Below are 26516 nucleotides of genomic sequence, written 5' to 3' on the forward strand. Positions count from 1 at the left end.
CAACTCTCCCGTGTTATGAAAACAACTGCTCATGCCCGTGCGTGCAGCGTAGCCGCTCCCGCCAAAAAGGTAGCGACAGAAGCAGGGCGCAGTGTGGGGTTGTCGATGAGCTCCAGTCCGTAGCGTTCGCCGTTTTCCCCGCGGAAGAAGAGCACCGCCATCTGATTGTCAGCCGTTGCCGTCGCATCCGGCGTTCCATCGCCGTCCTCATCGATCTCGATCTCCTTTGCAGTCATCGCAAAGATTGCCTTGTTGGCCTCGGTCACATTCACAAGCATAATCCCCTCATAGGCGTTACTGCCCATGATCTTCTGCAGCAGTGTTACCGCTTCCTCCGGGTCGATCGTATTGAGATTCGGCAGAGTATTCTCGGGGAACGCATTCACTAGGACGACCCATGCATATTTGATATGATACTCCTCATTATCAAAGATCAGGATCTCGCCCTCTCGATTCTCAAAGAGAGCACTTGCAGGAATAATACCAACAGGCTTCTGTGGACACATGATCTGGTATTTGTACGCCGTGCTTTTATAGGTGTAGAGAAGCTTAGGTGTCACAGCATTCGCCGCGGCAGATTCCTGTACTGCCTGTGCGCCCTCCTCCGCCAATACGTATGATGGCTCCGTCAAAAATGCGACCGTGGCAATCAACGCGGCTATTTTTCGATATCTCTTCATCATAAGGAACTCCTTAGCATATCCCGTATCATAGCAAGGGCTTTATCTACAGCCGACTGCTTATTCTCAAGCCTTGTCCCGTGAAAATAATTCTTTTGAACGACTGTCTTGGCCTGATTGGAAACTGCAATATAGACAAGCCCAACCGGCTTTTCCGCAGATCCGCCGTCAGGTCCCGCAATTCCCGTAATGCCGACACCGAGATCCGTCTGCATGAGGGCTCGTACCCCCTCTGCCATCGCCCGTGCCGTCTGCTCGGAAACAGCACCATAAACAGAAAGTGTCTCCACCGGAACATGCAAAATACGCGCCTTCACATCATTGGAATAGGAGACGACGCTGCCCATAACGTATGAAGAGCTGCCCGACACATCCGTAAGGGTACTCGTCAGGAGCCCTCCCGTACAGGACTCCGCACAGGCAATCGTAAGACCTGCCGTGCGGAGTATCTGCCCTGTCTCCGATGACTGTGTCTCAAGTTCAGAGGTCATCAATGCACCCTCTCACCCACAATATCATAAGTAAATCCCTGCAAAAGACGGACGCGGACAATATCGCCGACGCGGCTCTCCGTATCCCCCTCGATATAAATCTGACCGTCCACCTCAGGTGCTTCCCGATAAGAACGTCCGACCGAAATCGCCTGCTGCTCCGCATCCCGTCCCTCGATCAAGACATCCGTTTCATGCCCTTCCAGTCCGATATTGATCTCCTCAGAGATCTTGCTCTGAAGGCTCATCAAATCATGATAACGCTCCTGCATGACCTCTTCGGAGACCTTCTGTGCCATTGCAGCTGCAGGTGTATCCTCCTCCTCGGAGTAGGTAAAGATTCCCACCTTGTCAAAACGCTGCTTCTCCACAAAGGAACGAAGCGTCTGATAGTGTGTGTCCGTCTCCCCGGGAAAGCCGACAATGAAGGTTGAACGGATGGTCACCCCCGGAATACGATTGCGCAGCTTTTGAATCAGCTTTTCCACACTTTCGCGCGTATCGGGACGATTCATCGAACGCAGAACCGCATTGTGTGCATGCTGAAGCGGGAGGTCGACATATTTCACAACCTTTGGCTCGGTTGCAAATACATCGATAAGCTCATCTGTAAAGTATTTTGGATAGCTGTAGAGAACGCGAATCCATGCAAGCTTTTCAATCTTCGCCAGTTCCCGCAGAAGCGCGGGAAGCATCGGCTTCTTATAGCAATCCACCCCATAGTTCGCACTGTCCTGTGCTATCAGAACGATCTCGCGTACACCGCTCTCTGCCAGTTCACCTGCCTCGGTTACAATATCCTCCATGGGGCGGCTGCGGAAGCTGCCGCGAATCAGAGGAATGGCACAGAACGCACAGCGATGATCACATCCCTCTGCAATCTTGATATATGCAGTATAGTTCGGGGTCGTGCGCAGACGTGGGGTCTTGGCATCATAGATGGTCTCATCCTTGCCCGCAATCAAGAGGCGCCGTCCTTTCAGTGTCTCTTGAATGACCTCCATGATACGGCTCCATGCTCCTGTACCGATAATAGCATTCGCCTCGGGAATCTCATCAAGGAGCTGCTGCCCATAACGCTGACCGAGGCAGCCCGCCACAATGAGACTGCGGCAGCGTCCCGTTTCCTTGTAATCCGCCATGCCAAGAACCGTTGTAATGGACTCTTCCTTCGCGGACTGGATGAATGCGCAGGTGTTGACAATCAGGATATCCGCCTCCGCAGGCTCATTGGTGATCTCAATGCCATGCTCCCGCATAATGCCGAGCATGACCTCCGTATCAACGAGGTTCTTTGCACAACCGAGACTGATAAAACCCGCTTTCACTGATAAACTCTCCTCCGGCTTTCGTTATTCTTCGTTGAACCGCACTTCCTTGATCCAGCGATCCATGAGGATCTCCTTTTCCTCCTTGCTGAAGTACGGTCTGCTCCTAAAAATATTGATATTCTTCCCTGCAAACATCTGATAGGAAAGAGTCATCGGATTCGTCGTCAGGAAATAAAACCGATGCTGTGCAAGTGCCAGCTGTGCCTCATCGGTCAGAAGCCAATCCGAGAACTCCTCCGCCATGTGGGCGTCATGATCCGATACACGGAAAACCAGTCCCGTCCCGTAGATAACGGCTGATGTGCCGTCCACGGGATAAAGGATACGGATCGGATATTCGTCATGGATGTAGCGCAGCGTCTCACTCAGAACAGCCACCGAGAGGTCCACCTCGCCCATCCCCGCCTGTCGTACCGGCGTATGTAGATATTTTGAGTACTGCATGATATTCGGCTGTATTTTGCGCCAGATCTCAAAGGCACGTTGATCGCCATACTCGGCGATCATGCTGTAAAGTAAATTCGACGAAGCGTCCGCCGCCATAAAATCCGTTGTTCCGATACGAATGTCACGCTGCTGTGCAAGCTGCTGCCACGAATTCGGCAAATCGAGATGTGTGCGCAGATAGTCCTGATTTACAACAAAAACAACGGGATCATACCATACTCCCGTCCAGTAGCGATTCGGATGGCGAAACACATCGGAAACCTGATCGCTCTTCTCCGAAATATAGGGAACGAGATAACCCGAGGCAGCGGCACGATCCAACGTCTCTCGATCCGTCAGAACAAGAGCGGCCTTTCCGTCACTCTCCTCCGCTGCCTGCTCATGCAAACGGCGGAGAAGTTGCTCGGACGACAACTGAACAAAGCTGACACGGATATTGTATTCTTTTTCGTATTCCTCGGAGAGTACCGCAGCGACCTCCGCGGGGAGCGAGGTGTATGCAACAACTTCCTGCATGGGGTGGCGCTGCACACTGCGCGAACCGGATGATGCGAGATAGGCGGAACCTGCGACGATTATGCTCACGAGAAGAGCTGTCACTACAATGAACAGCGTATACCGCTTCATAAATAATCCTCTTTTATACCACTAGACTTCTTACATTATAAACAAAGTCGGCGGTTGATACAAGTAATTTCATCACCACATAGCATAAACGAGTGTACGAAAGAACCTCTGTAAAAAACTTCCCACTCGAAGTAGAAGGACTTCTATGCCATTCAATTTCCTCCTAAAAAATAATATGCTTTCTTCGAACGCCCTTCTTTCTTCAATATAATAACGATTTTCTACATAAACTTTTCAATTCCTGCTTTCTGATAGAAAAGTTCCCCCCACACGCACACTCACTTCCGTCTCATCCTGATATACATTTCTCTGTTTTTCATATCAACACATAAACGCAACTTTTGTGATGCCCACCGCTTTTCTTGTTGCGTTATTGCATATAATGCTATTGTTATCCCCGTCGAGCGGCGCAAGGAGTATATCAACTACCTCAACACAGGAGACTTGAACGGATTCGCCGCCTTTGCCGCCGAGCTGCAGTCAGAGGAACGCGAACGCATGGCAGCATTCTCATAAAATAAAAATCGCCAGCCATGCTGCACACATGACAGGCACCCGAGGGGCAAATATCTTGCCGCATAACAAAAAGCGCAGGAATTTGCTTTCCTACGCTTTCAGGTCTAACTTTTGGGGGTCAGGTCAAAACAAAGGCATCTTTCTGTATCTCTTTATTTGCCGACAATCGTCTTCGTCTGTGCTACGATCTCGTCTGCGGTAAGCCCGAACTGCTTAAGCAGTGCCGCTGCAGGTCCGGAGTGACCGAACTCGTCCCGTACACCGATGCGGTGAACGGGAACAGGTGCATGCTCCGCAACAACGCCTGCAACCGCCTCACCGAGCCCGCCGAGAATATTGTGCTCCTCGACGGTCACAATTCTGCCACATTCCTTCGCAGCACGGATCACAAGCTCCTCATCGAGTGGCTTGATCGTCGCCATATTGATGATACGCGCTTTGATTCCCTCAGCAGCAAGACGTTTTCCCGCCTCGATTGCCTCCGGGACAAGAATCCCTGTAGCGATGATGGCGACATCCGCCCCATCCTGCAGGACTTCGCCCTTTCCAACGGTAAACGAGAAGGTCTCATCATGATAGACCGGTGTTGCCGCACGTCCAAAGCGGATATATACGGGGCCATCCATTTCGTATGCGGCGTGCACCATCTTGCGCGCCTCAACATCATCCGAGGGGCACATGACCGTCATGCCCGGGATCGTACGCATGAGACCGAAGTCCTCGCAGCACTGATGTGATGCACCATCTTCACCGACGGAGATACCACCATGGGTCGCACAGATCTTGACGTTCAGATGTGGATAGCCGATCGTATTGCGCACCTGCTCATAGGCACGTCCAGCCGCAAACATGGCAAAGGTAGAAACAAACGGAACAAGCCCCATCGTCGAGAGCCCTGCACCGACACCGACCATGTTGCACTCCGCAATGCCGCAGTTGAAGTGACGGTCGGGGAACGCCTTCTTGAAGGTTCCGCTTTTCGTCGCACCTGCGAGATCAGCATCCAGCACAACAATATTCTCGTGCATTTTACCAAGTTCTACCAGTGCGTTTCCGTAGCTGTCACGCGTTGCAATTTTCTTTACATCTGCCATGCTCATGCCTCCTCAATCGACTTACGAATCGCGGCAAGCTCCGAAAGCCCCTGTGCGAGTTCGTCATCATTGGGTGCCTTGCCATGCCAGCCGGCATTGTTCTCCATAAAGGAGATATCCTTCCCCTTCACCGTCTTCATCAAGATAACTGTAGGTTTCCCCGTGCCCTTATTTGAATGGAAGGTCTTGAATGCGTCTTCGAGTGCGTTGAAATCATGACCGTCAATCCAGAGAACGTCACATCCGAACGCCGCAAACTTCGCATCGATTGGTGCGGTGTTCATGACATCTGCCGTCGCACCGTCGATCTGAAGTCCATTCACGTCCACCGCAATGCAGAGATTGTCGAGCTTGTAGTGTGCGGCGAACATCGTCGCCTCCCACACCTGCCCCTCGGCAAGCTCGCCGTCTCCAAGCAGCGTATAGACGTTGATATCCTTCCCGAGATACTTTGCGCCCTTTGCCATCCCTGCCGCTGTCGAAATCCCCTGCCCGAGCGAGCCCGTGGACATATCCACCCCCGGCGTGAGGTTCATATTCGGATGCCCCTGCAGACGTGCGTCGATATGACGCAGCGTCAAAAGTTCGTCCACAGGAAAGAAGCCGCAGTTGGCAAGTGTCGCATAGAGACCGGGTGCCACATGCCCCTTGGAGAGGACAAAGCGGTCACGGTTCGGATCGTGCGGATTCTTCGGATCAACACGAATCTCCTTGTTGTAGAGATAGGTAAAATATTCCGTCGATGAAAGAGAGCCACCCGGATGTCCGCTCTTTGCGGCGTGTGTGCCGCGCAAAATGCCCTCGCGCACCTTTACCGCGAAAAGGCGGAGCTCTTTCTGTTCAGCTGCTGTCATAAAATTCCTCCTCGCCCCAATCAATACATCATCATACTCAACACATTCTACCCTTTTTTCTGATTGCCTGCAAGACACATTTTACGTCATTCATTGACAAGCGCCTCCTATGCTATTCTTCATTTGTGGTTGTCAGGCCACTTCTAGTTTAGCATAGGAGGCGCATCCCTTTTCTATTTGTCTGCACAGGAGCTGATGTGGATGTAGGCATCAATAGAAATAGGAGGCTGGTGATCGCAAAGACAATTCCACCGAACATGATCGCTGCCATACCTAAAGAATACTGACGTAAACACAGTGCTGCATAGGAAAAAGCGCAGGAAATCACTTTCCTACGCTTTCAGCTCTAACTTTTGGGGATCCTTTTCATCTCTTCTCTATTTGCTGCGTTCAGACTTCCATAATAATGGGCAGGATCATCGGGCGGCGGCGGGTCTTGTCGAAGAGGTAACGGCTGAGTGCATCGCGTACATTCGACTTGATCGCTGACCATTCGCGCACGTTCTCGTCCTCGCAGCGGTCGAGCGCCTGCTGAACACGTGCGCGAGCCTCATCCATCAGCGCCTCGGACTCGCGTACATAGACGAATCCGCGCGAGACGATGTCGGGACCGGAGACCACGCGATTGTTCTGCCGATCCATCGTCACCACGATGATGAGAATACCGTCCTGCGAGAGCTGACGGCGGTCGCGCAGAACAATGTTGCCCACATCGCCGACACCGAGACCGTCGACCATGACCATTCCGGACTGCACACGTCCGACGACCTGTCCCTTCTCCTTTGTGAACTCAAGGATCTGCCCGTTCTCGCTGATGAAGATATTCTCCTTCGGCATGCCGAGTTCGCGGGCAAGGTTCGCATGCTGTACGAGATGATGGTATTCACCGTGTACGGGCATGAAGAACTTCGGCCGCACGAGGTTGTGCATCAGCTTGAGCTCCTCGCGGCTGCCGTGCCCCGAGACATGGATGCCCTTGTCGCGTCCGTAGATAACATTCGCGCCGAGTTTCATCAGATTGTCCACGGTCTTTGAGACCAACTTCTCATTGCCCGGAATCGGGGTTGCCGAGATGATGACCGTATCGCCCGGCACAATTGTGATCTTGCGATGATCCGATGCCGCCATGCGCGAGAGCGCAGACATCGGCTCGCCCTGACTGCCCGTCGTCACGATGACGATCTGCTCGGGACGGAAGTTGTTGACCTCGTCGATGCCGATAACGGTCCCCTCCGGCGCATTCAGATAACCGAGTTCGAGGGAGATACCGACCACATTCTCCATGCTGCGGCCGAGGACGGCGACGCGACGCTTGTACTTTACCGCCGTGTCGATAACCTGCTGGATGCGGTGCACGTTCGAGGAGAACGTCGCAACGATGATACGCCCGCGTACGTTGTGGAACGCCTTGTCAAACGCCGCCCCGACTGTACGCTCGCTCGCTGTATGGCCCTCACGCTCCGCATTCGTGCTGTCGGCGAGGAGGAGCAGAACGCCCTTGTTGCCAAGTTCGGAAAAGCGGCGAAAATCCGTCATCTGCCCATCGACCGGCGTATAGTCGAGCTTGAAGTCACCCGTGTGGACGATCATGCCTACGGGGGTCTTGATCGAGAGCCCAACCGCATCGGGGATCGAGTGATTCACGCGGATAAAGCCGACACTGAAGCAGCCGATGTTGATGATATCCCCCGCCATCACAGAGTGCAGATTGCTCGAATCAACGCCGTTTTCCTTGAGACGCCCTTCGAGAATCCCGAGCGTCAGACGCGTCCCATAGACGGGTACAGGAATCTGCTTCATGACATATGGCAGGGCACCGATATGATCCTCGTGCCCGTGCGTCAGAACGATCGCCTTGACCTTATCCTTGTTCTCAATCAGATAAGTAATATCCGGAATGACAAGGTCGATGCCGAGCATGTCCTCCTCTGGGAACATGAGCCCGGAGTCGACCACAAGAATCTCATCATCCACGCGGATGGCAGTCATGTTCTTTCCGATCTCGCCCAGACCGCCCAGCGGTATGACCTGTACTTTCTGCACATTTTTCCCATGATTGCCATTACGATTTAACGACAAAAAACACACCTCCATAGAATATGGGACATTTGCATTGTGTCCCTCTTATCAAATTATGCTCATCCATTCGATCATGAAATCAGAATTCACCCACACGAAAATACAGCGACCGAAGAAGTCTCTTCTCCATCGTCGCCACATGGGAAAACGCGGTTTCCGTTCATCTTGCCGTGAAAAAATACGACCGCACAGCAATGCCGAAAACTGCAAGAAAAATGATCCGATCCATTCACTTAGCCGTTATTTTACCATTCCAACGCAGACAATGCAAATAAAATTTATCATCACACAAAAAAGGCACTCCCCGACTTATGCAGGGAATGCCAAATGCTCCAAGAAACAATCAGAAACGCATCGTCAGACCGACACCGATGCCGTTTTCACGACTTCCGTGATCCGGCTTGAAGTTGTGGTAATTCACATTGAGATCCAAATTTGCTATCAGGGATTTGTTCAGCCCTACTTGGGACTCGTTGAAGTCCTTGCCCGCGATGTAGGATGCGTACGCATTAAACCCGAACACCGTCGGTGTGCTGAGTCCAAGACCCGCAAAGACATTGTTCCTGTTTTCCTGCTTCATGCCCCAGCGATAGCCGCCGAGCAGACGGATGTTCTGGTCGAAGACGTTGTACTGCACATAGGCATCCTTCGGATTGCCGTACTCGTCACGATCATTGCGTACCACACCGACCGTGATCTCATCCGTTGCCTTATGCTCGATGTACGCTTCCTTCGTGCCAACACCGACAGCCGTATCATGCGTGCCGAGATGATTGAGCGGAGCCGCCATTGCCGCCGAGGAAACAGACAGAGCAATCGCCGCAGCCAGAGCCGCATATTTCTTCATCGTAATTCCTCCTTTCAGATATATTTGTATTATCCACTGAAAATATGGGAAATATATTATTTTCTATTTAGGATACAATGAAATTTTAACCGCTGGTGACAAGTTCTCAGAGAATTTCCTGCTTTTGCTCCCATGCAGATACAATGCGTGCCTCCTCCGCCATCAGATCACGCGCCGCCGCAAGCTGCATTTCCACCTGCTCGTACGAGGTGCCGCCGTAAGAGTTCCGATATGCGACGCAAGTCTCGGGGCGGATTGCCTCATAAATATCCTCCGCAAAGAGCGCGGAGAGTTTTTGATAATCCGCGAGCGGCAGGTCTGCGAGCCAGATGCCGCGCTCAATGCAGAGCGCGACCGCCTGTCCCGAGACGCTGTGTGCCTGACGGAACGGCATTCCCTTACGCACAAGATAGTCCGCAAGGTCGGTCGCATTCGAGAAGTCCGCCGCGACGGCATGACGCATGACATCCGCACGCACCTTCATCCCGCGGATGAGCTGTGCGTAGACGGCAAGGCTGAACTTCACCGTGTCAATGGTGTCAAACAGCCCCTCCTTGTCCTCCTGCAAGTCCTTGTTGTAGGCGAGCGGGAGCCCCTTCACTGCCGTGAGCATCGCCATGAGATGACCGACGACGCGCCCCGTTTTTCCGCGCACGAGTTCGGAGACGTCCGGGTTCTTCTTCTGCGGCATCATGGAGGAGCCTGTGCAGTGTGCGTCATCCAGTTCCACGAACGAGAATTCGCGCGAGCACCAGAGGATGATCTCCTCCGAGAGACGTGAGAGATGAACCATGAGTATGGATGCCGCAGAGAGGAATTCGAGAATGTAGTCACGGTCGCTGACCGCATCCAGACTGTTCGTATAGATGCGCTCGAAGTTCAGCCGCTTCGCGACAAAGGCTCGATCGATCGGCAGTGTCGTTCCTGCAAGAGCGCCTGCGCCGAGCGGCATGATGTCCGTCCGCGCATATACCCCTTGAAACCGCTCAAAATCACGCATGAGCATCCCAAAGTACGCCATAAGGTGATGGGCAAAGAGGATGGGCTGGGCACGCTGCAAGTGCGTATACCCCGGCATGATGACATCCTTGTTCGTCGTCGCTGATTCGACAAGTGCGTGTTGAAGTTCCCTGATACGAGCCAGCACATCCACAACTGCGTGCCGTACATACATATGCGTATCGAGTGCGACCTGATCGTTGCGGCTGCGTGCCGTATGGAGCCGGCTGCCCGCCTCCCCAATCGCATCCGTGAGGCGCTTTTCAATATTCATGTGGATGTCTTCGAGTTCGACACTAAACGCAAAATCTTCGCGCTCGATCTGCGCGAGGATGTCACGCAGCCCCTTCTCAATCGCCGCACGATCCTCCTCGGAGAGGATGCCCACTTTCGCCAGCATTTCGGCGTGCGCGATCGATCCCGCAATGTCCTCGCGGTACATCCGCCGATCGAACTGAATGGAGGCTTGGAACTCGTTGATCATCTCATCGGTTGTCTTGGAAAAACGACCGCCCCAGAGCTTCTCGCTCATTACTTCTGCCCCTCCTGCATGAGTGCACGCACCTTGAGCGGCAGACCGAAAAGATTGATGAAGCCGCCTGCATCTGCCTGATTGTAGACGTCGTCATGCTCGAACGTGACGAACTCCTGACTGTAGAGCGAATACGGCGACGTTGCTCCTGCCGAGATGATATTGCCCTTGTAGAGTTTGAGGCGCACCTCGCCCGTTACGGTCTCCTGTGTGCTGTCCACGAACGCAGCAAGTGCCTCGCGCAACTGGCAGAACCACATGCCGTCGTAGACGAGCTCGCCATAACGGATCGCCATTCCTTCCTTGTAGTGATAGGTTGCGCGGTCGAGGCAGAGGTACTCAAGTTCACGGTGCGCATAGTAGAGGATGGAGCCGCCCGGGTTCTCGTAGACCCCACGCGACTTCATGCCGACGAGACGGTTCTCACAGATGTCGACGATGCCGACACCATTTCGTGCTCCGATCTCGTTCAGCTTTGTCAGCAGTTCAACTGCACCGAGTTTCTCTCCGTTGACAGCAACGGGAATGCCTTTCTCGAACGAGATGGAGACGTATTCCGGCGCATCCGGGGCAGCCTCGGGTGCGCAGGAGATAAGGAACATGGAGTTCTTCGGCTCGTTCGCGGGATCCTCAAGATCAGAGCCCTCATGGGAGAGGTGCCAAATGTTGCGATCCATGCTGTACGTCTTGTTCTCCGTCGCAACGGGAATACCATGCTTCTTTGCATACGCGATCTCAGCCGTACGGGAATCGAGATCCCACTCGCGCCACGGGGCGATGATCTGGAGGTTCGGTGCGAGTGCCTTCACGGTCAGCTCGAAGCGTACCTGATCGTTTCCCTTGCCCGTCGCGCCGTGCGCGATTGCGTCCGCACCCTCACGCTTTGCGATATCGACGAGTGCCTTTGCGATCACGGGACGCGCAAACGATGTACCGAGCAGATACTTTCCCTCGTAGACGGCTCCCGCCTTGAGCGTCGGCCAAACATACTCCTCAAGGAACTCCTTCGTGAGATCGACAATGTGCACCTTCGACGCGCCGGAGGCAAGTGCCTTGTCATGCACGGGATCGAGTTCCTCCCCCTGCCCGACATCGGCACAGACAGCGATGACCTCGCAGTTGTCATAGTGTTCCTTCAGCCACGGGATGATAACCGACGTATCAAGACCGCCGGAATATGCCAGAACTACTTTTTTGATCTGCTTTGCCATGTTTGAAACATCTCCTTAGAAATATAAATCAGTCACCCATAACGAGTGCCATGATCGCCTTTTGGACGTGGAGGCGATTCTCCGCCTCATCAAAGATCACATCGGCAAACTCCTCAAAGACATCCTCCGTGATCTCCTCTCCCCGATAGGCAGGCAGACAGTGCATCACGATGCAGCGTGCATTGCCTGACTCGGCAACGAGTTCCCAATTCACCTGATAGGGACGGAACACCGCCGTACGCGTGTCGTGCTCCGCCTCCTGCCCCATGCTCGCCCACGTGTCCGTGACGATGACATCTGCGCCCGCAACCGCTTCCATCGGATTGTGCGTGATTGTGATCGTTGCTCCCGTTGCCGCTGCATCTGCATCTGCCTTTGCATTTGCAACGACCTCGGCATTTGGCTCGTAGCCCTCGGGAGTTGCCGCCGCGAAATTCATGCCGACCTTTGCCGCTGCATACATGAGCGAGTGCGTCATATTGTTGCCGTCGCCGACGTACGCCATCTTGAGACCCGCGAGATTCTTTCCCTTGTACTCACGAATCGTAAGCAGGTCGGTAAGTGCCTGACACGGATGCAGGAGGTCGCTGAGCGCGTTGATGACGGGAATGTCCGCATAGCGAGCCAGCTCCTCAATGCGTTCATGCCCATAGGTACGGATCATGATGCCGTCGAGATAGCGCGAGAGCACGCGCGCCGTGTCCTTGATCGGCTCGCCGCGCCCAAGCTGCAGGTCGCGGCTGCTGAGAAAGAGTGCCTGTCCGCCGAGCTGGTACATCCCAACTTCGAACGACACGCGCGTCCGCGTCGAGGATTTCTCAAAAATCATGCCGAGCGTCTTTCCCGCAAGCAGTTTATGCGGAATCCCCGCCTTCTGCTTTGCCTTGAGATCAGCGGCGAGCGTCAGAATCTCCTCCACATCGTCCGCACTCAGCTCATGAATGGAGAGTAAGTCCATGCCCTTGTTCATCATAATCCCCCTCGGTCACATATGTCAAGGATACAGTGATCCAGTACACGGATGAGTTCATCCACTTCCTTCTTCGTAAAGATCAGCGGCGGGATAAAGCGCAGGACATTCCCTGCCGTGCAGTTGATGATAACGCCCTGCTCCAGCATCCGTCGGGCAATTGCTGCCGCATCCTCATTCCTCTGCATCTCCATACCGAGGATCAGCCCTGCGCCACGCACCTCCACGATGTGTGCGGGATATTTGCGCTGCAAGTCCGTGAGTGCCTGTTTGAAATGTGTGCCCACGTCCCGCACACCTGCGAGAAAATGATCATTTGCAACCGCATCAAGCACGACATTTGCCGCCGCGCACGCCAGCGGATTTCCGCCGAACGTCGACCCGTGATCACCCGCGTGAAATGCCGCCGCGACCTTCTCCGTGACGACGAACGCGCCGATCGGAACGCCGCCCGCAAGACCCTTGGCAAGCGTCACAATGTCGGGGGTGACACCGCAGCTCTCATAGGCGTAGAAACTGCCCGTGCGCCCCATGCCCGTCTGGATCTCGTCGAAGATCAGGAGCGCATCATACTTGTCACAGAGTGCCCGTACCTGCTGCAAATATCCGTCCGCAGGGGTACGCACGCCGCCCTCGCCCTGAATCGGTTCAAGCATGACCGCCGCCGTATTCTCGCTCATCTGTGCTTCGAGTGCCGCAATGTCGTTGAACGGCACATAGTCAAACCCCTGCGGCAGCGGCGCGAAGCCTTTGTGAAACTTCTCCTGCCCCGTTGCGGTCAGGGTCGCGAGCGTACGCCCGTGAAAGCTGCCCAGAGCCGTGATGATCTGCGACTTCTCGGGATGGATCATATGCCCGTATTTGCGCGCTGCCTTGATTGCCCCCTCGTTCGCCTCGGCGCCCGAGTTTCCGAAGAACACCTTGCCGCCCGCCGTAAGTCTCGACAACTTTGCCGCCGCATCTGCCTGCGGCTCGGTATAGTAGAGGTTCGACACATGGATGAGCCGTTTTGCCTGATTGGCAATCGCCTCTACGAGCGGCACATAGTTATGCCCGAGCACATTGACTGCGATGCCGCCGAGCGCATCGAGATACTTGCACCCGTTCACATCCCATACATACGAACCTTCCCCGTGGTCGAGGACAATCGGATAACGGGAAAATACCGGCAGATAACTCGCCGTATCCCGTGCCATAATTTCATGTTCGTTCTTCATGATCGCTCCTGCCTACCGAAGTACCATTGTTCCAATACCGCGCGAGGTGAAGATCTCCAAGATGATGGAGTGTGCCAAGCGGCCGTCAATGATATGCGCCTTATGTGCCCCCGCCTCAAGCGCACGGAGGCACGCCTCCACCTTCGGGATCATGCCGCCCTCAATGATACCGCTGCGGATGTATTCCCTTGCCTCATCCATACGAAGCTGCGAGAGAAAGCTGCTCTTATCCGCAAAGTTCTTGTAGACCCCCTCCACATCCGTAAGGAGCAGCAGTTTCTCCGCGTGCAGTGCACCCGCAATCTCTGCCGCAACATAGTCTGCATTGATGTTGTAGCTCTCGCCATGCGCGCCCATGCCGATGGGGGCAACGACGGGAACATAGCCTTGATCGAGAAGATCGGTGATGAGTCCCGTGTCAATCTCCGTGACTTCGCCGACATAGCCGATATCGACCTGATGTGCCGTATCGTTTTCATACACTGTGGCGAGCTTCTTCTGCGCCTTGATGAGCCCTGCGTCCTTGCCGCTCAGGCCAACCGCACGCACACCGCGCAGGTTGAGCAGCCCCACAATCTCCGAGTTCAGCTTGCCGTCGAGCACCATCTCGGCGATCTCCACTGTTTCCTCATCCGTTACGCGAAGCCCTGAGACGAACGTGGACTCCTTTCCAACCTTCTTGAGGAACCCTGTGATCTCAGGTCCTCCTCCATGCACGAGAATCGGACGGATGCCGACAAATTTCATCAGGGCCACGTCGCGCATGACATTTTCCTTGAGTGTGTCATTGATCATGGCGTTTCCGCCGTATTTGATAACGACGGTCGTCCCGTAAAATTCCTGGATGTACGGGAGCGCGTCTACGAGAATCTCCGCCTTGTCCTGATCGGAATACATCGAATCCCTCCCTCAGGTGTGATACTCACCGTTGATCTTCACATATTCATAGGAGAAGTCACAGGTCCAGACCTTCGCCTCCTCCGTGCCATCCTTGAGGTCAATCTCGACAACAATATCGTGCGCCGTCATCACCGTTCGTAGCGTATCCGCATCGTATGATACGCCCGTGCCATCCGCATAGACGGGGATCCCGCCAAACGTCACCGTTGTATGATTGGGATTCATCGGCACCCCCGCATAGCCGACCGCGCAGATCACGCGCCCCCAGTTCGGATCTTCGCCGAAAAACGCCGTCTTGACGAGAGGGCTGTTCGCGACACTCATACCGACCGTCTTTGCATCGGCAAACGATTTTGCCCCCTTCACATGAACCGTGATGAACTTGGTCGCTCCCTCACCGTCCGCCGCAATCTTTTCCGAGATGCCCTGGCAGAGTGCGAGCAGAGTCTCCTTGAACGTCTCGTAGTCCGCATTTTTCTCCGTAATCTTCGGATTCCCCGCCGCACCGTTGGCAAGGACGATTGCCATATCGTTTGTACTCATATCGCCATCGATCGAGATCATATTGAGACTGTGCTCAATGACCTCCGACAGAGCCTCCTGCAGGAGCACGCCGTCAATATCCGCATCTGTCGTGATGAAGCAGAGTACCGTCGCCATATCGGGGCGAATCATCCCCGAGCCCTTTGCAATAATGCCAAAACGAACTTCCTTGCCGCCGATCATGACGGAAGTTGCCCCTGCCTTGGAGTAGGTATCCGTCGTGATGATTGCATTGCCCGCATCCACGCTGCCATCCGCAGAGAGTGCCTTTACAGCCGCATGAATCCCCTGCTCCACCTTGTCCATCGGCAGAAGCTGGCCAATGATGCCCGTCGATCCGACAATGACATCCGCTAACGTGCAGCCGAGCGCATCTGCCGCAATCTTCTGCATGGCGGCAGCATCCGTTTCGCCCTGTGCGCCCGTACACGCATTCGCACATCCCGCATTTGCAACAATGGCATGCGCCGTATGCGTTGCGACAACCGCCTTCGAGACGTGCACGGGTGCGGCTGCAACCGCATTCTTCGTAAACGTGCCCGCGACGGCAGCTTTCTTCTCGGTATAAATTACAGCAACGTCAAGATTTCCGCTCTTCTTGATACCGGCTTTGACACCTGCCGCCTGAAATCCCTTCGGATAGGTAACGCCCATCTTTGCACTTGCTTCGCTAAACATATATATTCCTCCGTTCACTTACGAAACCACTCTACGGATACATAGGCACGAGATCGAGCCCCATGCGCTCGTCCAGACCAAATGCGATATTCATATTCTGAATCGCCTGTCCTGCCGCTCCTTTGACCAGGTTGTCGATGGCTGAGAAGACGATCACACGATGCGTGCGCGGGTCGATGTGCCACGCAATATCACAGTAGTTCGTACCACGCACATACTTTGTTGCGGGATATGCGCCGCGTCCAAGCAGTCGTATAAAATATTCATCCGCGTACATTTTTTCATAGGCTGCATCGACGTCCTCTGCCGTAACACCCTCGCACAGCATCGCGTAACAGGTTGCCAGAATGCCGCGCGAGATCGGCGCAAGGTGCGGCGTAAAGTTGATGGTGACGGGAGTACCGCCCACATCGGCAAGGGCCTGCTCGATTTCCGGTGTATGGCGATGCGATACGGCACCGTACGCCGTAAAGCTGTCATAGAACTCCGGATAATGCGTGCTCTCCTTCGGAGATCGTCCCGCCCCCGATACACCGGACACCGCATCGACAAGGATGGAATCGAGCTGCACCAGATGTGCCTTGACAAGCGGGGCAAGCGCGAGGATGCTTGCTGTCGTATAGCATCCGGCATTCCCGATGATCCGCGCCGTTCGCACATGCTCACGATAGAGCTCGGCAAGCCCGTAGGCGCGATCTGCGCTCGGATCTGTGTGTGCCACATGATACCACTGCTCATAGATGGCAGTATCCGCAAAACGATAGTCCGCTCCGAGATCAATGATGCGTACAGAACACGCAGAAACCTCCTGCACAATTTTCATTGCGTGTCCATGCGGGAGTGCAATGAAGAGCACATCACTGTCCTCAGCAATGCGCCTTACATCTTCCATTGATACGAGTTCATTCTCATAAATATTCTTCAAATGTGGATAAATTTTCGATACACGCTCTCCCGTATGTCGCTCCGATGTCAGATGTGCGACCTCGACAAACGGATGAGCATGCAGCAGACGAATCAACTCTTCACCTGCATATCCGGATGCTCCGACAATACTTGCCTTCATTTCATCCCCTCCGTTTCAGTCCCGAAAAGATTTTATAATTATACACTCTTTATGTATATTTTTTCAAGTATTATTTCAAAAAAATTTGCCGGTCTTACAGTCATTCAAAAAATGATCTGTAAGACCGGCAAAATCACCGTTTTGCGTTCATATCCCTGCGGCGCAGAACGCGTGCGCCCTTCGTATCAAGTCGCAGGTGCAGCGGACGCGCCTCAATTTCATAGGCACGGAAGGCTTCCTGCATGGCCGCTGCAACCTCCTCTGTACACTTGCGGTGTTCAGGAACAAAAGCGATCAGGCAGGGCCCCGCTCCGCTGAGCGCTGCTCCGTATGCACCGGCCCTCTTTGCTGCGGCAAAGACATCAAACATCCCCGGAATGAGCGGAGCTCGGTAGTTCTGGTGAAGCGCATCGGCAAAGGCGTTCTCCAGATGCTTCTCCGAGCCGCGTGCAAGAGCCGCAACCATCATTGCTGCATGGCTGATATTGAACACGGCATCCTTCATCGGGACTTCAGACGGCAGTACCTGCCGCGCGGATTTCGTCGAGAGATAGAAGTCCGGCACCATAACGACAAGGCGCAGGAAGATGCGTGGCAAAAAGGAAAAGCACTCCACATGACCATCTGTCACCGTGTTCACCGTAAAGCCGCCATAGATTGCGGGTGCGACATTATCGGGATGTCCCTCGATATCCGTTGCAAGCTGCAGGAGATCATCGCGGCTGAACGGGCTGTCCACAAGTGCATTTGCCGCCGTGAGTCCCGCGACAATCGCCGTCGCACTGCTCCCAAGCCCCCGTGAAAGGGGGATACGGTTACTCATGCGAATCCGTGCACCCTGAAACTCATCCACACGCCCCGCACGCTCCAGAAGGTACTGAATGGATTTCCACACGATATTGCGTTCGTCCCCCGGAATATATGCCGCACCCTCGCCACGCGCTGAAATATGAAGCCCGGGCTCATGCGTGAGTGTCAGTGTCATCTCATTGTAGAGCGTACAGGCTATACCCAGTGCATCAAAGCCCGGACCGAGGTTCGCGCTCGTCGCCGGAACACGAACCCGTACGGAGCGTTCGCTCATAACAAATCCTCCTGTCCGTCCGCAACGCGGATCAGGCTTCGCACCTCACGCACGACAGGAAGTGCCTGTAATTTCTCCACGGCATCGGAGGCAGCCGCATGTGTCACCACATGGGTCACGGCAACGATCTCCGCATCGCCCTCCTCCGTCCAGCGCGCCTGAATTACGGATTTTAGGCTGACGCCTGCACGTCCAAAGGTCGTTGCAATCTCGCCGAGAACGCCCGGCTCATCCGCAACAACGAGACGCAAATAGTAAGAGGACTTTGTCTTTTCCACAGGGCAGAGCTTCTTCTTCTCCCCGACCTTGTACTTCATCCGCCCGGTCGTACCGGAGACAATATCACGCGCAATCTCGATGATGTCCGCAACGACCGCCGATGCGGTCGGCAGAGAACCTGCGCCGCGCCCATAGAACATCGCGTCGCCAAGCACGTTGCCGCGCACAAAGATCGCGTTGAACACGCCGTTCACCGAGGCAAGCGGATGCGTCTTTGGCAGGAAGACGGGATGTACGCGCACATCAATCCCCTCCTCCGTATTGCGTCCGACGGCGAGAAGTTTGATGACATAGCCGAGATTGAGCCCGTATTCGATATCGTCCTCAGTGATATGCGAAATTCCTTCGACGGAGACATCCTCAAAACCGATGATCGTGTCAAAGGCGAGCGAGGCAAGGATTGCCGCCTTGCGCGCCGCATCGAGACCGTCCACGTCCGCCGACGGATTTGCCTCTGCATAGCCCTTTTCCTGTGCACGGCGCAGCACGGCATCATAGCTGATATGTTTTTCCGTCATCTTCGTCAGCATATAGTTCGTCGTTCCGTTGACAACGCCCATGATCTCCGTGATGCTGTTCGCCGTCAGGCATTCCTTCAGCGGCTTGATGATCGGGATACCACCTCCGACACTCGCCTCATAGAGAAAATCCACCGCATTCTCACCTGCCGTGGCATAGAGCTCGGAGAGATGCTCGGCAATGACATCCTTGTTCGCCGTAACGACGTGCTTTCCCGCCGCCATCGCACGCAGCATATAGTCTTTCGCCGGGACAAGACCGCCCATAACTTCGACAACAACGGAAATTTCCTCATCATTCAGAATTTCGTCGAAGTTATCGGTCAGTGGAATTCCCTCGGCTTCCGGACGATGTTTTTTTGCATCGCGCACGAGAATCTTCTTGATCTCAATGCGTGTACCACAGCGCTCCGTGATCGTAGCCGCATTGATCGAGAGTGTACGCACTACCCCCGAGCCAACCGTCCCCGCTCCGAGAAGTGCAATTTTGATTGTGTTCACCGAATTTTATCCCCCATGTCAAGCCTGTCCAATGACCTCGAGTTTTTCCACACCGTCGACCACATCCAACCTTTCCAGCAGCGACTGCAAGCCGTTATGCAGTTTTGCCGTTTCAAGGGAGATGTTCACCGTCGCAGCTCCGCGTGTGGGAAACCCCTGATCGATGGTCATGACATTGCCCCCCTCCTCTGCGATAACCTGCAGAACCGCCTGTAATGTACCACGCCGATGGCGGAGCAGCATAGAGAGCGTGACAATCTTATCGCGCGTCGCTTCAAAGAAGGAATACACATAGTCCTTATACTTGTAATAGGCACTGCGGCTGAGATTTGCCTTGACAACCGCCTCGTTGACCGTACGCACTTCTCCACTGTTGATGAGTTCCTTTGCGAGGATGGTCTTTTTGATTGCCTTCGGCAAAATCTCCTCACGAACGAGATAAACACCTGTCATATCAATTTTCATGAGTAACTCCTTCAATGGATAGAAAGGCTTTTATAACGATCTAAGTATATCATATGTGAAAGAAATCGCCAAATAGCAGTACGCACTAAATTTTATTTTCCGTCCCGTTCATCAGTCGCTTGATGTTCTCACGGTGGCGGACAATGACAAGCAGTGCCGCAATCACCGTGAACACGATATACTCCATCGGATATGCAAACAGGGCGGCAAGAATCGGTGTAATGACACCTGCGACAACTGAGCCAAGAGAAACATAACGTGTCATATAGACAATCGTAAACCAAAGGACAAAGACGATCAGGGTCACATTTCCCATCAACATGGTCAGAACGCCGAGTGAGGTAGCAACCCCTTTTCCCCCGTGAAACCGCAGGAACAACGAGAAACTGTGTCCGACTATGGCAAGAAGGCCGCCTATGACCGCGGCAAGCGGGGTTCCGACAAGGGAGAGTCCCAGTAAAACACCTGCCTGTCCTTTGAGGCTGTCCGCAAGGAAGACGATGATGCCGGGAACTTTCCCGAGCGTTCGCCACGCATTTGTCGCACCGATGTTATGACTGCCATACTTCCGTAGATCCGTATGCCAGAAGAGTTTCCCGAGAATCAGTCCACTCGGAATGGAGCCGACCAGATAGGCAATAACGCCCGTCAGAAGGTAGTCCATCATCACTCTTCCTCCTTGCGGGCACGCACAACAAGGCGGAGCGGTGTCCCCTCGAAACCGAAGCTCTCGCGCAGACGGTTCTCGATGAATCGCAGATAGGAAAAGTGCATGAGCTCGGGATCGTTCACAAATATGATGAACGTCGGCGGTGTGATTCCAACCTGCGTGACAAAGAGAATCTTGAGCTGCTTTCCTTTCTTCGTCGGCGGCGGATTGACCGAGACGGCATCACGAATCAGCTCGTTGAGTACGCTTGTCTTGATGCGCATGGACTGCTGCTCTGCAACGTATTTGACAAGCTCTGTCACGCGCTCGACGCGTTGCCCCGTGAGCGCTGATGTATAGAGAACCGGCGCATATTGGAGAAAGCCCAGTTTTTCACGCAGATCGTCCGTGAAGCGAAGCGTCGATTTATCATTTTTCTCGGGGAAGATATCCCATTTGTTCACAACGATAATAACGCCCTTGCCGGATTCGTGGACATAGCCCGCGATCTTTGTATCCTGCTCCAGAATTCCCTCGGCGGCGTTGATGACCATGAGAACGACGCCCGCGCGGTCAATGGCGCGCAGGGAGCGCATCACGCTGTACCGCTCCACGGGCAGGCTGATCTTCCCCTTGCGGCGCATCCCCGCGGTATCGATGAGAAGATACTTCGCCCCATCCCGCGTAAAGTGTGTGTCAATCGCGTCGCGGGTCGTCCCGGGCACATCGCTGACAATGACGCGCTCCTCGCCGAGCAGACGATTTACAAGTGAGGATTTGCCGACATTCGGACGACCAACCACTGCAATCGCAATTTCATCCGCGTCGATATTCTCCTCTGCCTCTTTGGGAAATGCTGCAACAACAGCATCCAGAAGGTCGCCGAGATTCATCGCATTGGATGCCGAAATGGGAATCGGATCACCCAGACCGAGCGAATAGAAGTCGTAGATCAACGCCTCACGCTCAAAGCTGTCAATCTTGTTGACCGCAAGAATCACGGGCTTTTGTGTGCGCCGCAGAAGCCGCCCGACCTCCTCGTCCGAGGAGGTCAGCCCCGCACGTCCGTCGACGAGGAAGAGAATGACATCCGCCTCCTCCATCGCGAGCTCTGCCTGACTGCGCATGGAGCGAAGGATATGGTCACTCTCGTCAAACTCGATGCCGCCCGTATCAATTATTGTAAACTCGTGGTTCAGCCACTCCGCATCCATATAGATGCGGTCGCGCGTCACCCCCGGCATGTCATCGACAATCGACACACGCTTCTTGCCGATTTGATTGAACAGCGTTGATTTACCGACATTCGGCCGTCCGACCACTGCCACAATGGGTTTGCTCATCGTTTTTCGCTCCTCTCACGAATTCTTTAGTGTGCAGCGGCGGGTTTTGTATATCCCGCATTGCTCTGCCATGTATATCCCCCACTCAGACGCTCACGATGGTAATGTCCCCAGTCCGTGAGTGCCTCATGATAGTCGCGTCCCGTCGCCACCGGCTCGATACGGATATGCGGAAACTCTTTCTGCATTGCATCAAGAGAAATATCGTCCAGGAACACATCCTCGCCCTCACGCAGAGAGGAAGCAGGAATCAGCACACCATCCACAGAATGCGGGAACTTACGAAGTGCTTCCGCTATATCATGCCCCGTAAGAAGTCCTGACACATTGACCGTCGCTCCGAAATGTTCATTGATAACAGGAAGGACATGAATGCGCCGCACATCGGGGTCGAGCTCGCGCGCCAAGCGCTCCATCACAGGTGCGACCGCCGTGCCGCTGATAACGACGAGTTTGGAATCCTCATCCATGGTATTTGTGCAGTCATCGGCAGCCGTCCACTCCTCGATAAAATTTCGCGTCAGTCCGATCCCGTTGTCGAGTTGAGGAAAGCCGTCGTACATTTCGGCGGGTGGGACCTCACGTCCCGCCAGAAAATAGAACTCATCGCCAAGATAGATAAAGGTGCGCCCCTCCTCTGCGCGCATCCTCTCCTGCCATGCCTCCACCTGATCAATTACGCGTGCGGCACCAGCGCGATCAAACTGGATGAGCGGAAACGGATCCGTACGGTGCTTTGTTAATCCCACAGGCACGATTGCAAGCGAGAGCGCATGGGGACGGCGTTCTGTGATATCGCGGATTGTGCGCTCAAGCTCCTCTCCATCGTTCAGTCCATAGCAGAGCACTACCTGTGTATGATAGTCTGCCCCCGCATTCTCCAGTTTCGTCAACTGCCCGAGAATATCCGCCGCCCCCTTATAGCGCAGGATCTCGGCACGCAGCGCAGGATTTGTGCACTGCACGGACACGTAGAGCGGCGAGAGATGATATCGTTCAATCCGCGCGAAATCCGCTGCTCCCATATTTGTGAGCGTCACGAAATTCCCGTAGAGAAAGGAAAGGCGATAGTCGTCATCCTTGACAGAGAGACTGTGGCGCATGTCCGGCGCAATCATATCGACAAAGCAAAAATAACAATGATTTGCACAGGGCCGGATTCCATCAAAAACCGCACGCTCGAACTCCACACCAAAGTCCTCATCGTAGTCCTTGTCGAAGGCAATGAGCTCCTGCTCCCCATCTGCGTGCTCCACAAGAAGTTCAATCTCCTCATCTGCCATCGCAAAGCTGAAGTCAATGATGTCACGCAGGGGCATATTGTTGACCGAAAGGATCTTATCCCCCGGTACGAGTTCCAACTCCTCGGCAATGCTGCCCTCAAGAACACGCAGAATAACCCCTGGATATCCTTTCGCCATATACCCCCCTTTCTCCATGAAAAAGGAGTGACATTTCATCACTCCTCTGCTATCGTATGAACTTATTTACAAATCTTACTTCAGCCAGTCGAGATGTGCCTCGACCTGACCTTCCGTATTCTCGCTCGCCTCAGCTTGCTCCGCCTGGTGCTCATCCACATACTTCTTGATATCAGCATTGTCCGCGTCACGCTTCGCCTTGGTGATCGAAAGTGAAATGCGCTTGCGCTTCGTGTCGATGCGAAGCACCTTGACCGTCACGATATCGCCCGTATGGACGGCCTCGTCTGCACGCTCGATGCGCTTCTCGGCAAGTTCCCCCATCGGAATAAGACCATCAAAGCCCGGCTCGATCTCCATGAACGCACCGAAGTCCGTCAACTTGATGATCTTGCCCTCGATGAAATCGCCCTCGGCGTACTTCTCTGCCTTCTCTACCCACGGATCCGGAAGGGTATCCTTAACCGAGAGAGAGATGCGCTTTGCGTCGCGGTCAACACTCTTAACAAAGACGTCGAGCTCCTGCCCAACTTCGAGCACCTCCGACGGATGTTTCACGCGATGCCATGCGAGATCAGAGATGTGAGCAAGACCGTCCACCCCGCCGATATCAATGAATGCACCGTAGTCGACAAGGCGCTTGACCGTACCGCGCACAGTCATCTCAGGCTCGATGGCCGAGAACACCGCCTCCTCCTTCTCCGCGCGATCACGCTCGAGAAGCTTGCGGCGCGAAAGGACGAGACGACGCTTCTGAACATCGATCTCGATGATCTCTGTCTCAACCGTCTGATCAACGTAGACTGCGAGATCCTTGACAAAGTGGAGCTCCATCTGAGAGGCAGGAATAAAGCCGCGCAAACCCATGACGTATGCAACGAGACCGCCCTTAACCTCTTTGGCGATCTTTGCCTCGACGGTCTCGCCCTTCGCCTGAATCTCCTCGATGTCCTTCCATGCAGCCATCTTATCGGCCTCGACCTTGGAAAGGCTGCCGCCATTATCGCCGCCAAGCGACTTGATGTAAACATCAATCTCATCGCCGACTTTCACAACATCGTGTGCGTCGTCCGGCGCAGGAACGGCAAGATCCCTCTTGGAGACAGGAATCTCCTGCTTGTAGCCGATATCGACATACGCCTCATCACGGGATACCTGAACAACGACCCCTTTGACAACCGTACGCTCTTGGATATCGGGCATATCTTCCTGTTCCAAAAGTTCCTTCATGCTCTGTTCTGACACTGTTTATAAACCTCCTTGATAATCCAGTCCGGCGTTGAAGCACCGGCTGTAATACCAATTTTATTAACATTTTTAAGCCAATCATCCTGCAGCTCCGCCACAGTCTCGATATGGTATGTTTTGCACTTCGTAGCACACAGCTGGGCAAGACGCGATGTGTTTGCGCTGTTCTTGCCGCCGACCACAATCATCACATCGACATTCTCGGCAAGCTCCAGAGCCGCAGTCTGGCGCAGATCCGTCGCTGTACATATCGTACGCAGGATCTTGATCTCACGCGACTTTTCCAAAAGATGCGATACAATACTCCGAAACTTCTCGCCCGAGAACGTGGTCTGCGAAACGACGCCGAGTTTTCCGATACTCGGCAGTGCATCCGCCTCTGCCTCAGTCTCAATAATATAAGCATCCTGTGCCGTCCATTCGAAGATACTCTTGACCTCCGGATGGTTCTTCTCTCCGATAATGACAACTGTATACCCTTCCTCGGATAACAGTTTTGCTGAGAGCTGTGCCTTCTTGACATGCGGACAGGTCGCATCCACGAGTTCCACCCCGCGAGACTCTGCCTTCTCATACACCTCCGGTCCCACACCATGTGAGCGGATGATGACGAGCCCATCCTCCATCTCATCGAGTGAGCCAACAGTGCCAACGCCTTCATTCTTCAGGCGCTCCACCATCTGTGGATTATGAATGATCGGACCTAACGTACTGGATGTACCATCTGTGGAGGCATTCTGTCGGGCAATCTCAATGGCGCGTTTTACACCATAGCAAAAGCCCAAATGCTCAGCTAAAATAACCTCCATAAACCTCACCGCACTGTGTAATGATTCTCAATGAATCTACACATACATAATCCTATCCACACAATCTGAGTAACAGTATAACACGCGAATCCCTCACACGCAAATAAAATTTTTCTCTCTGTCACATATATCAACCGCTGACAATATGTTTTGCTGCAAACAGGGCAAAAAGTCCGAGTGCTATACTAAAAACGATATAAAGAACCGCGACCGTGTACAACCCCTCCTCAAGAAGGGTGAGGGTCTCAAGAGAGAATGTGGAAAACGTCGTAAAACCGCCGCAGATCCCCGTCTGCAAAAAGAGCACAAGACGCGGGTCAAGGCCGCTATGTCTTCCGACAAAGCCAACAATCAGTCCAATGCCAAAACAGCCAATCAGATTGACCACAAACGTGCCGAGTGGAAAGCCGCAGTCCAATTTCGGAACAACCTGCCCGAGGAGATAGCGACAAACAGCACCGAGTGCGCCGCCAAGCCCAACGGCTAGGAGATTCATTGTCCAACTCCGCGCAGATGCGAGGTATCGTTCATCAATGTCACAATGGCGAAGCCATCGTCTTCGAAACGAATCTTGTTGACTGCTGTGTTGAGCTGGGATATATGCCATATCGAACGAATCGGCATGGCAAGAATATCGGCAAGCAGGATGCGGATGGATGCTCCATGTGAGACGATGACAATGCGTTTGCCGCGATGCAGTTCTGCAATCGCACGCACACGCCCCGCCACGCGTTTTTGAAAGTCCGGAAATGGCTCGCTGTCTGGAATATCCGCACACTCGGGATCGTTGTAGAACTGTTTCATCGCATTCGGATTTTCTGCATTCACATCGCTGAAGCTCCGCCCCTCCCAGGCGCCGAAATTTAGCTCGCGCAACAAAGGATCTGAAATAACTCCTAACCCGAACCGCGCAGCAAGTGGTGCCGCAGTCTCCATTGCGCGCGTGAGATCACTCGCATAGACGGCATCCACATGATCAAGAGCGAGATTCCGCCCAAGTGCCTCTGCCTGTGTACGCCCCGTCTCCGAGAGCGGCACATCCGAGTGTCCCTGAAAGCGTCCCGTTTGATTCCACTCTGTCTCCCCATGTCGGATGATGATGATTTCTGTCATCTTC

General features: G+C 54.0%; 25 protein-coding genes. All 25 read right to left on the reverse strand.

The window, feature by feature from the left end:
* Window positions 1-29: 29 nt before the first annotated feature.
* Window positions 30-683, reverse strand: a complete 654-nt coding sequence (locus HMPREF9334_RS02900) for a hypothetical protein (protein WP_006692003.1) — start codon at window positions 681-683, stop codon at window positions 30-32.
* Window positions 680-1171 carry a CinA family protein gene (locus HMPREF9334_RS02905; RefSeq protein WP_006692004.1) on the reverse strand — a complete coding sequence of 164 codons (492 nt, stop codon included), beginning with the start codon at window positions 1169-1171 and terminating at the stop codon, window positions 680-682. Before HMPREF9334_RS02905 ends, HMPREF9334_RS02900 begins: the two co-directional genes overlap by 4 nt.
* A complete protein-coding gene (gene rimO, locus HMPREF9334_RS02910) occupies window positions 1171-2499 on the reverse strand; it encodes a 30S ribosomal protein S12 methylthiotransferase RimO (protein WP_006692005.1) in 1329 nt (442 codons plus the stop codon). The genes HMPREF9334_RS02905 and rimO overlap by 1 nt, the downstream gene beginning before the upstream one ends.
* A 24-nt stretch (window positions 2500-2523) precedes the next feature.
* Complete coding sequence (locus HMPREF9334_RS02915; protein ID WP_006692006.1) at window positions 2524-3576, reverse strand: ABC transporter substrate-binding protein; 1053 nt, start codon at window positions 3574-3576, stop codon at window positions 2524-2526.
* Between the two features lie 668 nt (window positions 3577-4244).
* Window positions 4245-5186, reverse strand: coding sequence for a transketolase family protein (locus tag HMPREF9334_RS02920; RefSeq protein WP_006692007.1), 942 nt, complete (start codon window positions 5184-5186; stop codon window positions 4245-4247).
* A gap of 2 nt (window positions 5187-5188) precedes the next feature.
* A complete protein-coding gene (locus tag HMPREF9334_RS02925) occupies window positions 5189-6040 on the reverse strand; it encodes a transketolase (RefSeq protein WP_006692008.1) in 852 nt (283 codons plus the stop codon).
* Between the two features lie 390 nt (window positions 6041-6430).
* Entirely contained in the window at window positions 6431-8134 is a 1704-nt protein-coding gene (locus HMPREF9334_RS02930; protein ID WP_039957176.1) for a ribonuclease J, read from the reverse strand.
* A 328-nt stretch (window positions 8135-8462) separates the two neighbouring features.
* Window positions 8463-8966: a hypothetical protein gene (locus HMPREF9334_RS02935; protein WP_006692010.1), complete on the reverse strand. Its 504-nt coding sequence runs from the start codon at window positions 8964-8966 to the stop codon at window positions 8463-8465.
* 106 nt (window positions 8967-9072) lie between these two features.
* Window positions 9073-10497 carry an argininosuccinate lyase gene (gene argH, locus HMPREF9334_RS02940; RefSeq protein WP_006692011.1) on the reverse strand — a complete coding sequence of 475 codons (1425 nt, stop codon included), beginning with the start codon at window positions 10495-10497 and terminating at the stop codon, window positions 9073-9075.
* Complete coding sequence (locus HMPREF9334_RS02945) at window positions 10497-11708, reverse strand: argininosuccinate synthase (protein WP_006692012.1); 1212 nt, start codon at window positions 11706-11708, stop codon at window positions 10497-10499. The genes argH and HMPREF9334_RS02945 overlap by 1 nt, the downstream gene beginning before the upstream one ends.
* A gap of 28 nt (window positions 11709-11736) precedes the next feature.
* Complete coding sequence (gene argF / locus HMPREF9334_RS02950) at window positions 11737-12678, reverse strand: ornithine carbamoyltransferase (protein ID WP_006692013.1); 942 nt, start codon at window positions 12676-12678, stop codon at window positions 11737-11739.
* Complete coding sequence (locus tag HMPREF9334_RS02955; protein ID WP_006692014.1) at window positions 12678-13895, reverse strand: acetylornithine transaminase; 1218 nt, start codon at window positions 13893-13895, stop codon at window positions 12678-12680. The genes argF and HMPREF9334_RS02955 overlap by 1 nt, the downstream gene beginning before the upstream one ends.
* Window positions 13896-13907: 12 nt before the next feature.
* Complete coding sequence (gene argB, locus HMPREF9334_RS02960) at window positions 13908-14792, reverse strand: acetylglutamate kinase (RefSeq protein WP_006692015.1); 885 nt, start codon at window positions 14790-14792, stop codon at window positions 13908-13910.
* 12 nt (window positions 14793-14804) lie between these two features.
* Window positions 14805-16016, reverse strand: a complete 1212-nt coding sequence (gene argJ, locus HMPREF9334_RS02965) for a bifunctional glutamate N-acetyltransferase/amino-acid acetyltransferase ArgJ (RefSeq protein WP_006692016.1) — start codon at window positions 16014-16016, stop codon at window positions 14805-14807.
* Window positions 16017-16047: 31 nt separating this feature from the next.
* Entirely contained in the window at window positions 16048-17082 is a 1035-nt protein-coding gene (argC, locus tag HMPREF9334_RS02970; RefSeq protein ID WP_006692017.1) for an N-acetyl-gamma-glutamyl-phosphate reductase, read from the reverse strand.
* A gap of 133 nt (window positions 17083-17215) precedes the next feature.
* Complete coding sequence (gene thrB, locus HMPREF9334_RS02975; RefSeq protein ID WP_006692018.1) at window positions 17216-18166, reverse strand: homoserine kinase; 951 nt, start codon at window positions 18164-18166, stop codon at window positions 17216-17218.
* Window positions 18163-19464: a homoserine dehydrogenase gene (locus HMPREF9334_RS02980; protein WP_006692019.1), complete on the reverse strand. Its 1302-nt coding sequence runs from the start codon at window positions 19462-19464 to the stop codon at window positions 18163-18165. The genes thrB and HMPREF9334_RS02980 overlap by 4 nt, the downstream gene beginning before the upstream one ends.
* 18 nt (window positions 19465-19482) lie before the next feature.
* Window positions 19483-19929, reverse strand: coding sequence for an ACT domain-containing protein (locus HMPREF9334_RS02985; RefSeq protein WP_006692020.1), 447 nt, complete (start codon window positions 19927-19929; stop codon window positions 19483-19485).
* Window positions 19930-20014: 85 nt separating this feature from the next.
* Complete coding sequence (gene plsY, locus HMPREF9334_RS02990; RefSeq protein ID WP_006692021.1) at window positions 20015-20596, reverse strand: glycerol-3-phosphate 1-O-acyltransferase PlsY; 582 nt, start codon at window positions 20594-20596, stop codon at window positions 20015-20017.
* A complete protein-coding gene (der, locus tag HMPREF9334_RS02995) occupies window positions 20596-21921 on the reverse strand; it encodes a ribosome biogenesis GTPase Der (protein WP_006692022.1) in 1326 nt (441 codons plus the stop codon). The genes plsY and der overlap by 1 nt, the downstream gene beginning before the upstream one ends.
* A 26-nt stretch (window positions 21922-21947) precedes the next feature.
* A complete protein-coding gene (locus HMPREF9334_RS03000; protein ID WP_039957177.1) occupies window positions 21948-23342 on the reverse strand; it encodes a DUF512 domain-containing protein in 1395 nt (464 codons plus the stop codon).
* 75 nt (window positions 23343-23417) lie between these two features.
* The gene (gene rpsA / locus HMPREF9334_RS03005; protein WP_006692024.1) at window positions 23418-24572 is read right to left on the reverse strand and encodes a 30S ribosomal protein S1; all 1155 of its coding nucleotides are present in this window, start codon (window positions 24570-24572) and stop codon (window positions 23418-23420) included.
* Window positions 24569-25399 carry a 4-hydroxy-3-methylbut-2-enyl diphosphate reductase gene (gene ispH / locus HMPREF9334_RS03010; protein ID WP_006692025.1) on the reverse strand — a complete coding sequence of 277 codons (831 nt, stop codon included), beginning with the start codon at window positions 25397-25399 and terminating at the stop codon, window positions 24569-24571. The genes rpsA and ispH overlap by 4 nt, the downstream gene beginning before the upstream one ends.
* Window positions 25400-25529: 130 nt before the next feature.
* Window positions 25530-25895: a fluoride efflux transporter CrcB gene (gene crcB / locus HMPREF9334_RS03015; RefSeq protein ID WP_006692026.1), complete on the reverse strand. Its 366-nt coding sequence runs from the start codon at window positions 25893-25895 to the stop codon at window positions 25530-25532.
* The gene (locus HMPREF9334_RS03020; protein WP_006692027.1) at window positions 25892-26512 is read right to left on the reverse strand and encodes a histidine phosphatase family protein; all 621 of its coding nucleotides are present in this window, start codon (window positions 26510-26512) and stop codon (window positions 25892-25894) included. The genes crcB and HMPREF9334_RS03020 overlap by 4 nt, the downstream gene beginning before the upstream one ends.
* Window positions 26513-26516: the final 4 nt, after the last annotated feature.

It is taken from the genome of Centipeda infelix ATCC 43532 (assembly GCF_000234095.1).
In the GTDB taxonomy this organism is placed as follows: Bacteria; Bacillota; Negativicutes; order Selenomonadales; family Selenomonadaceae; genus Centipeda; species Centipeda infelix.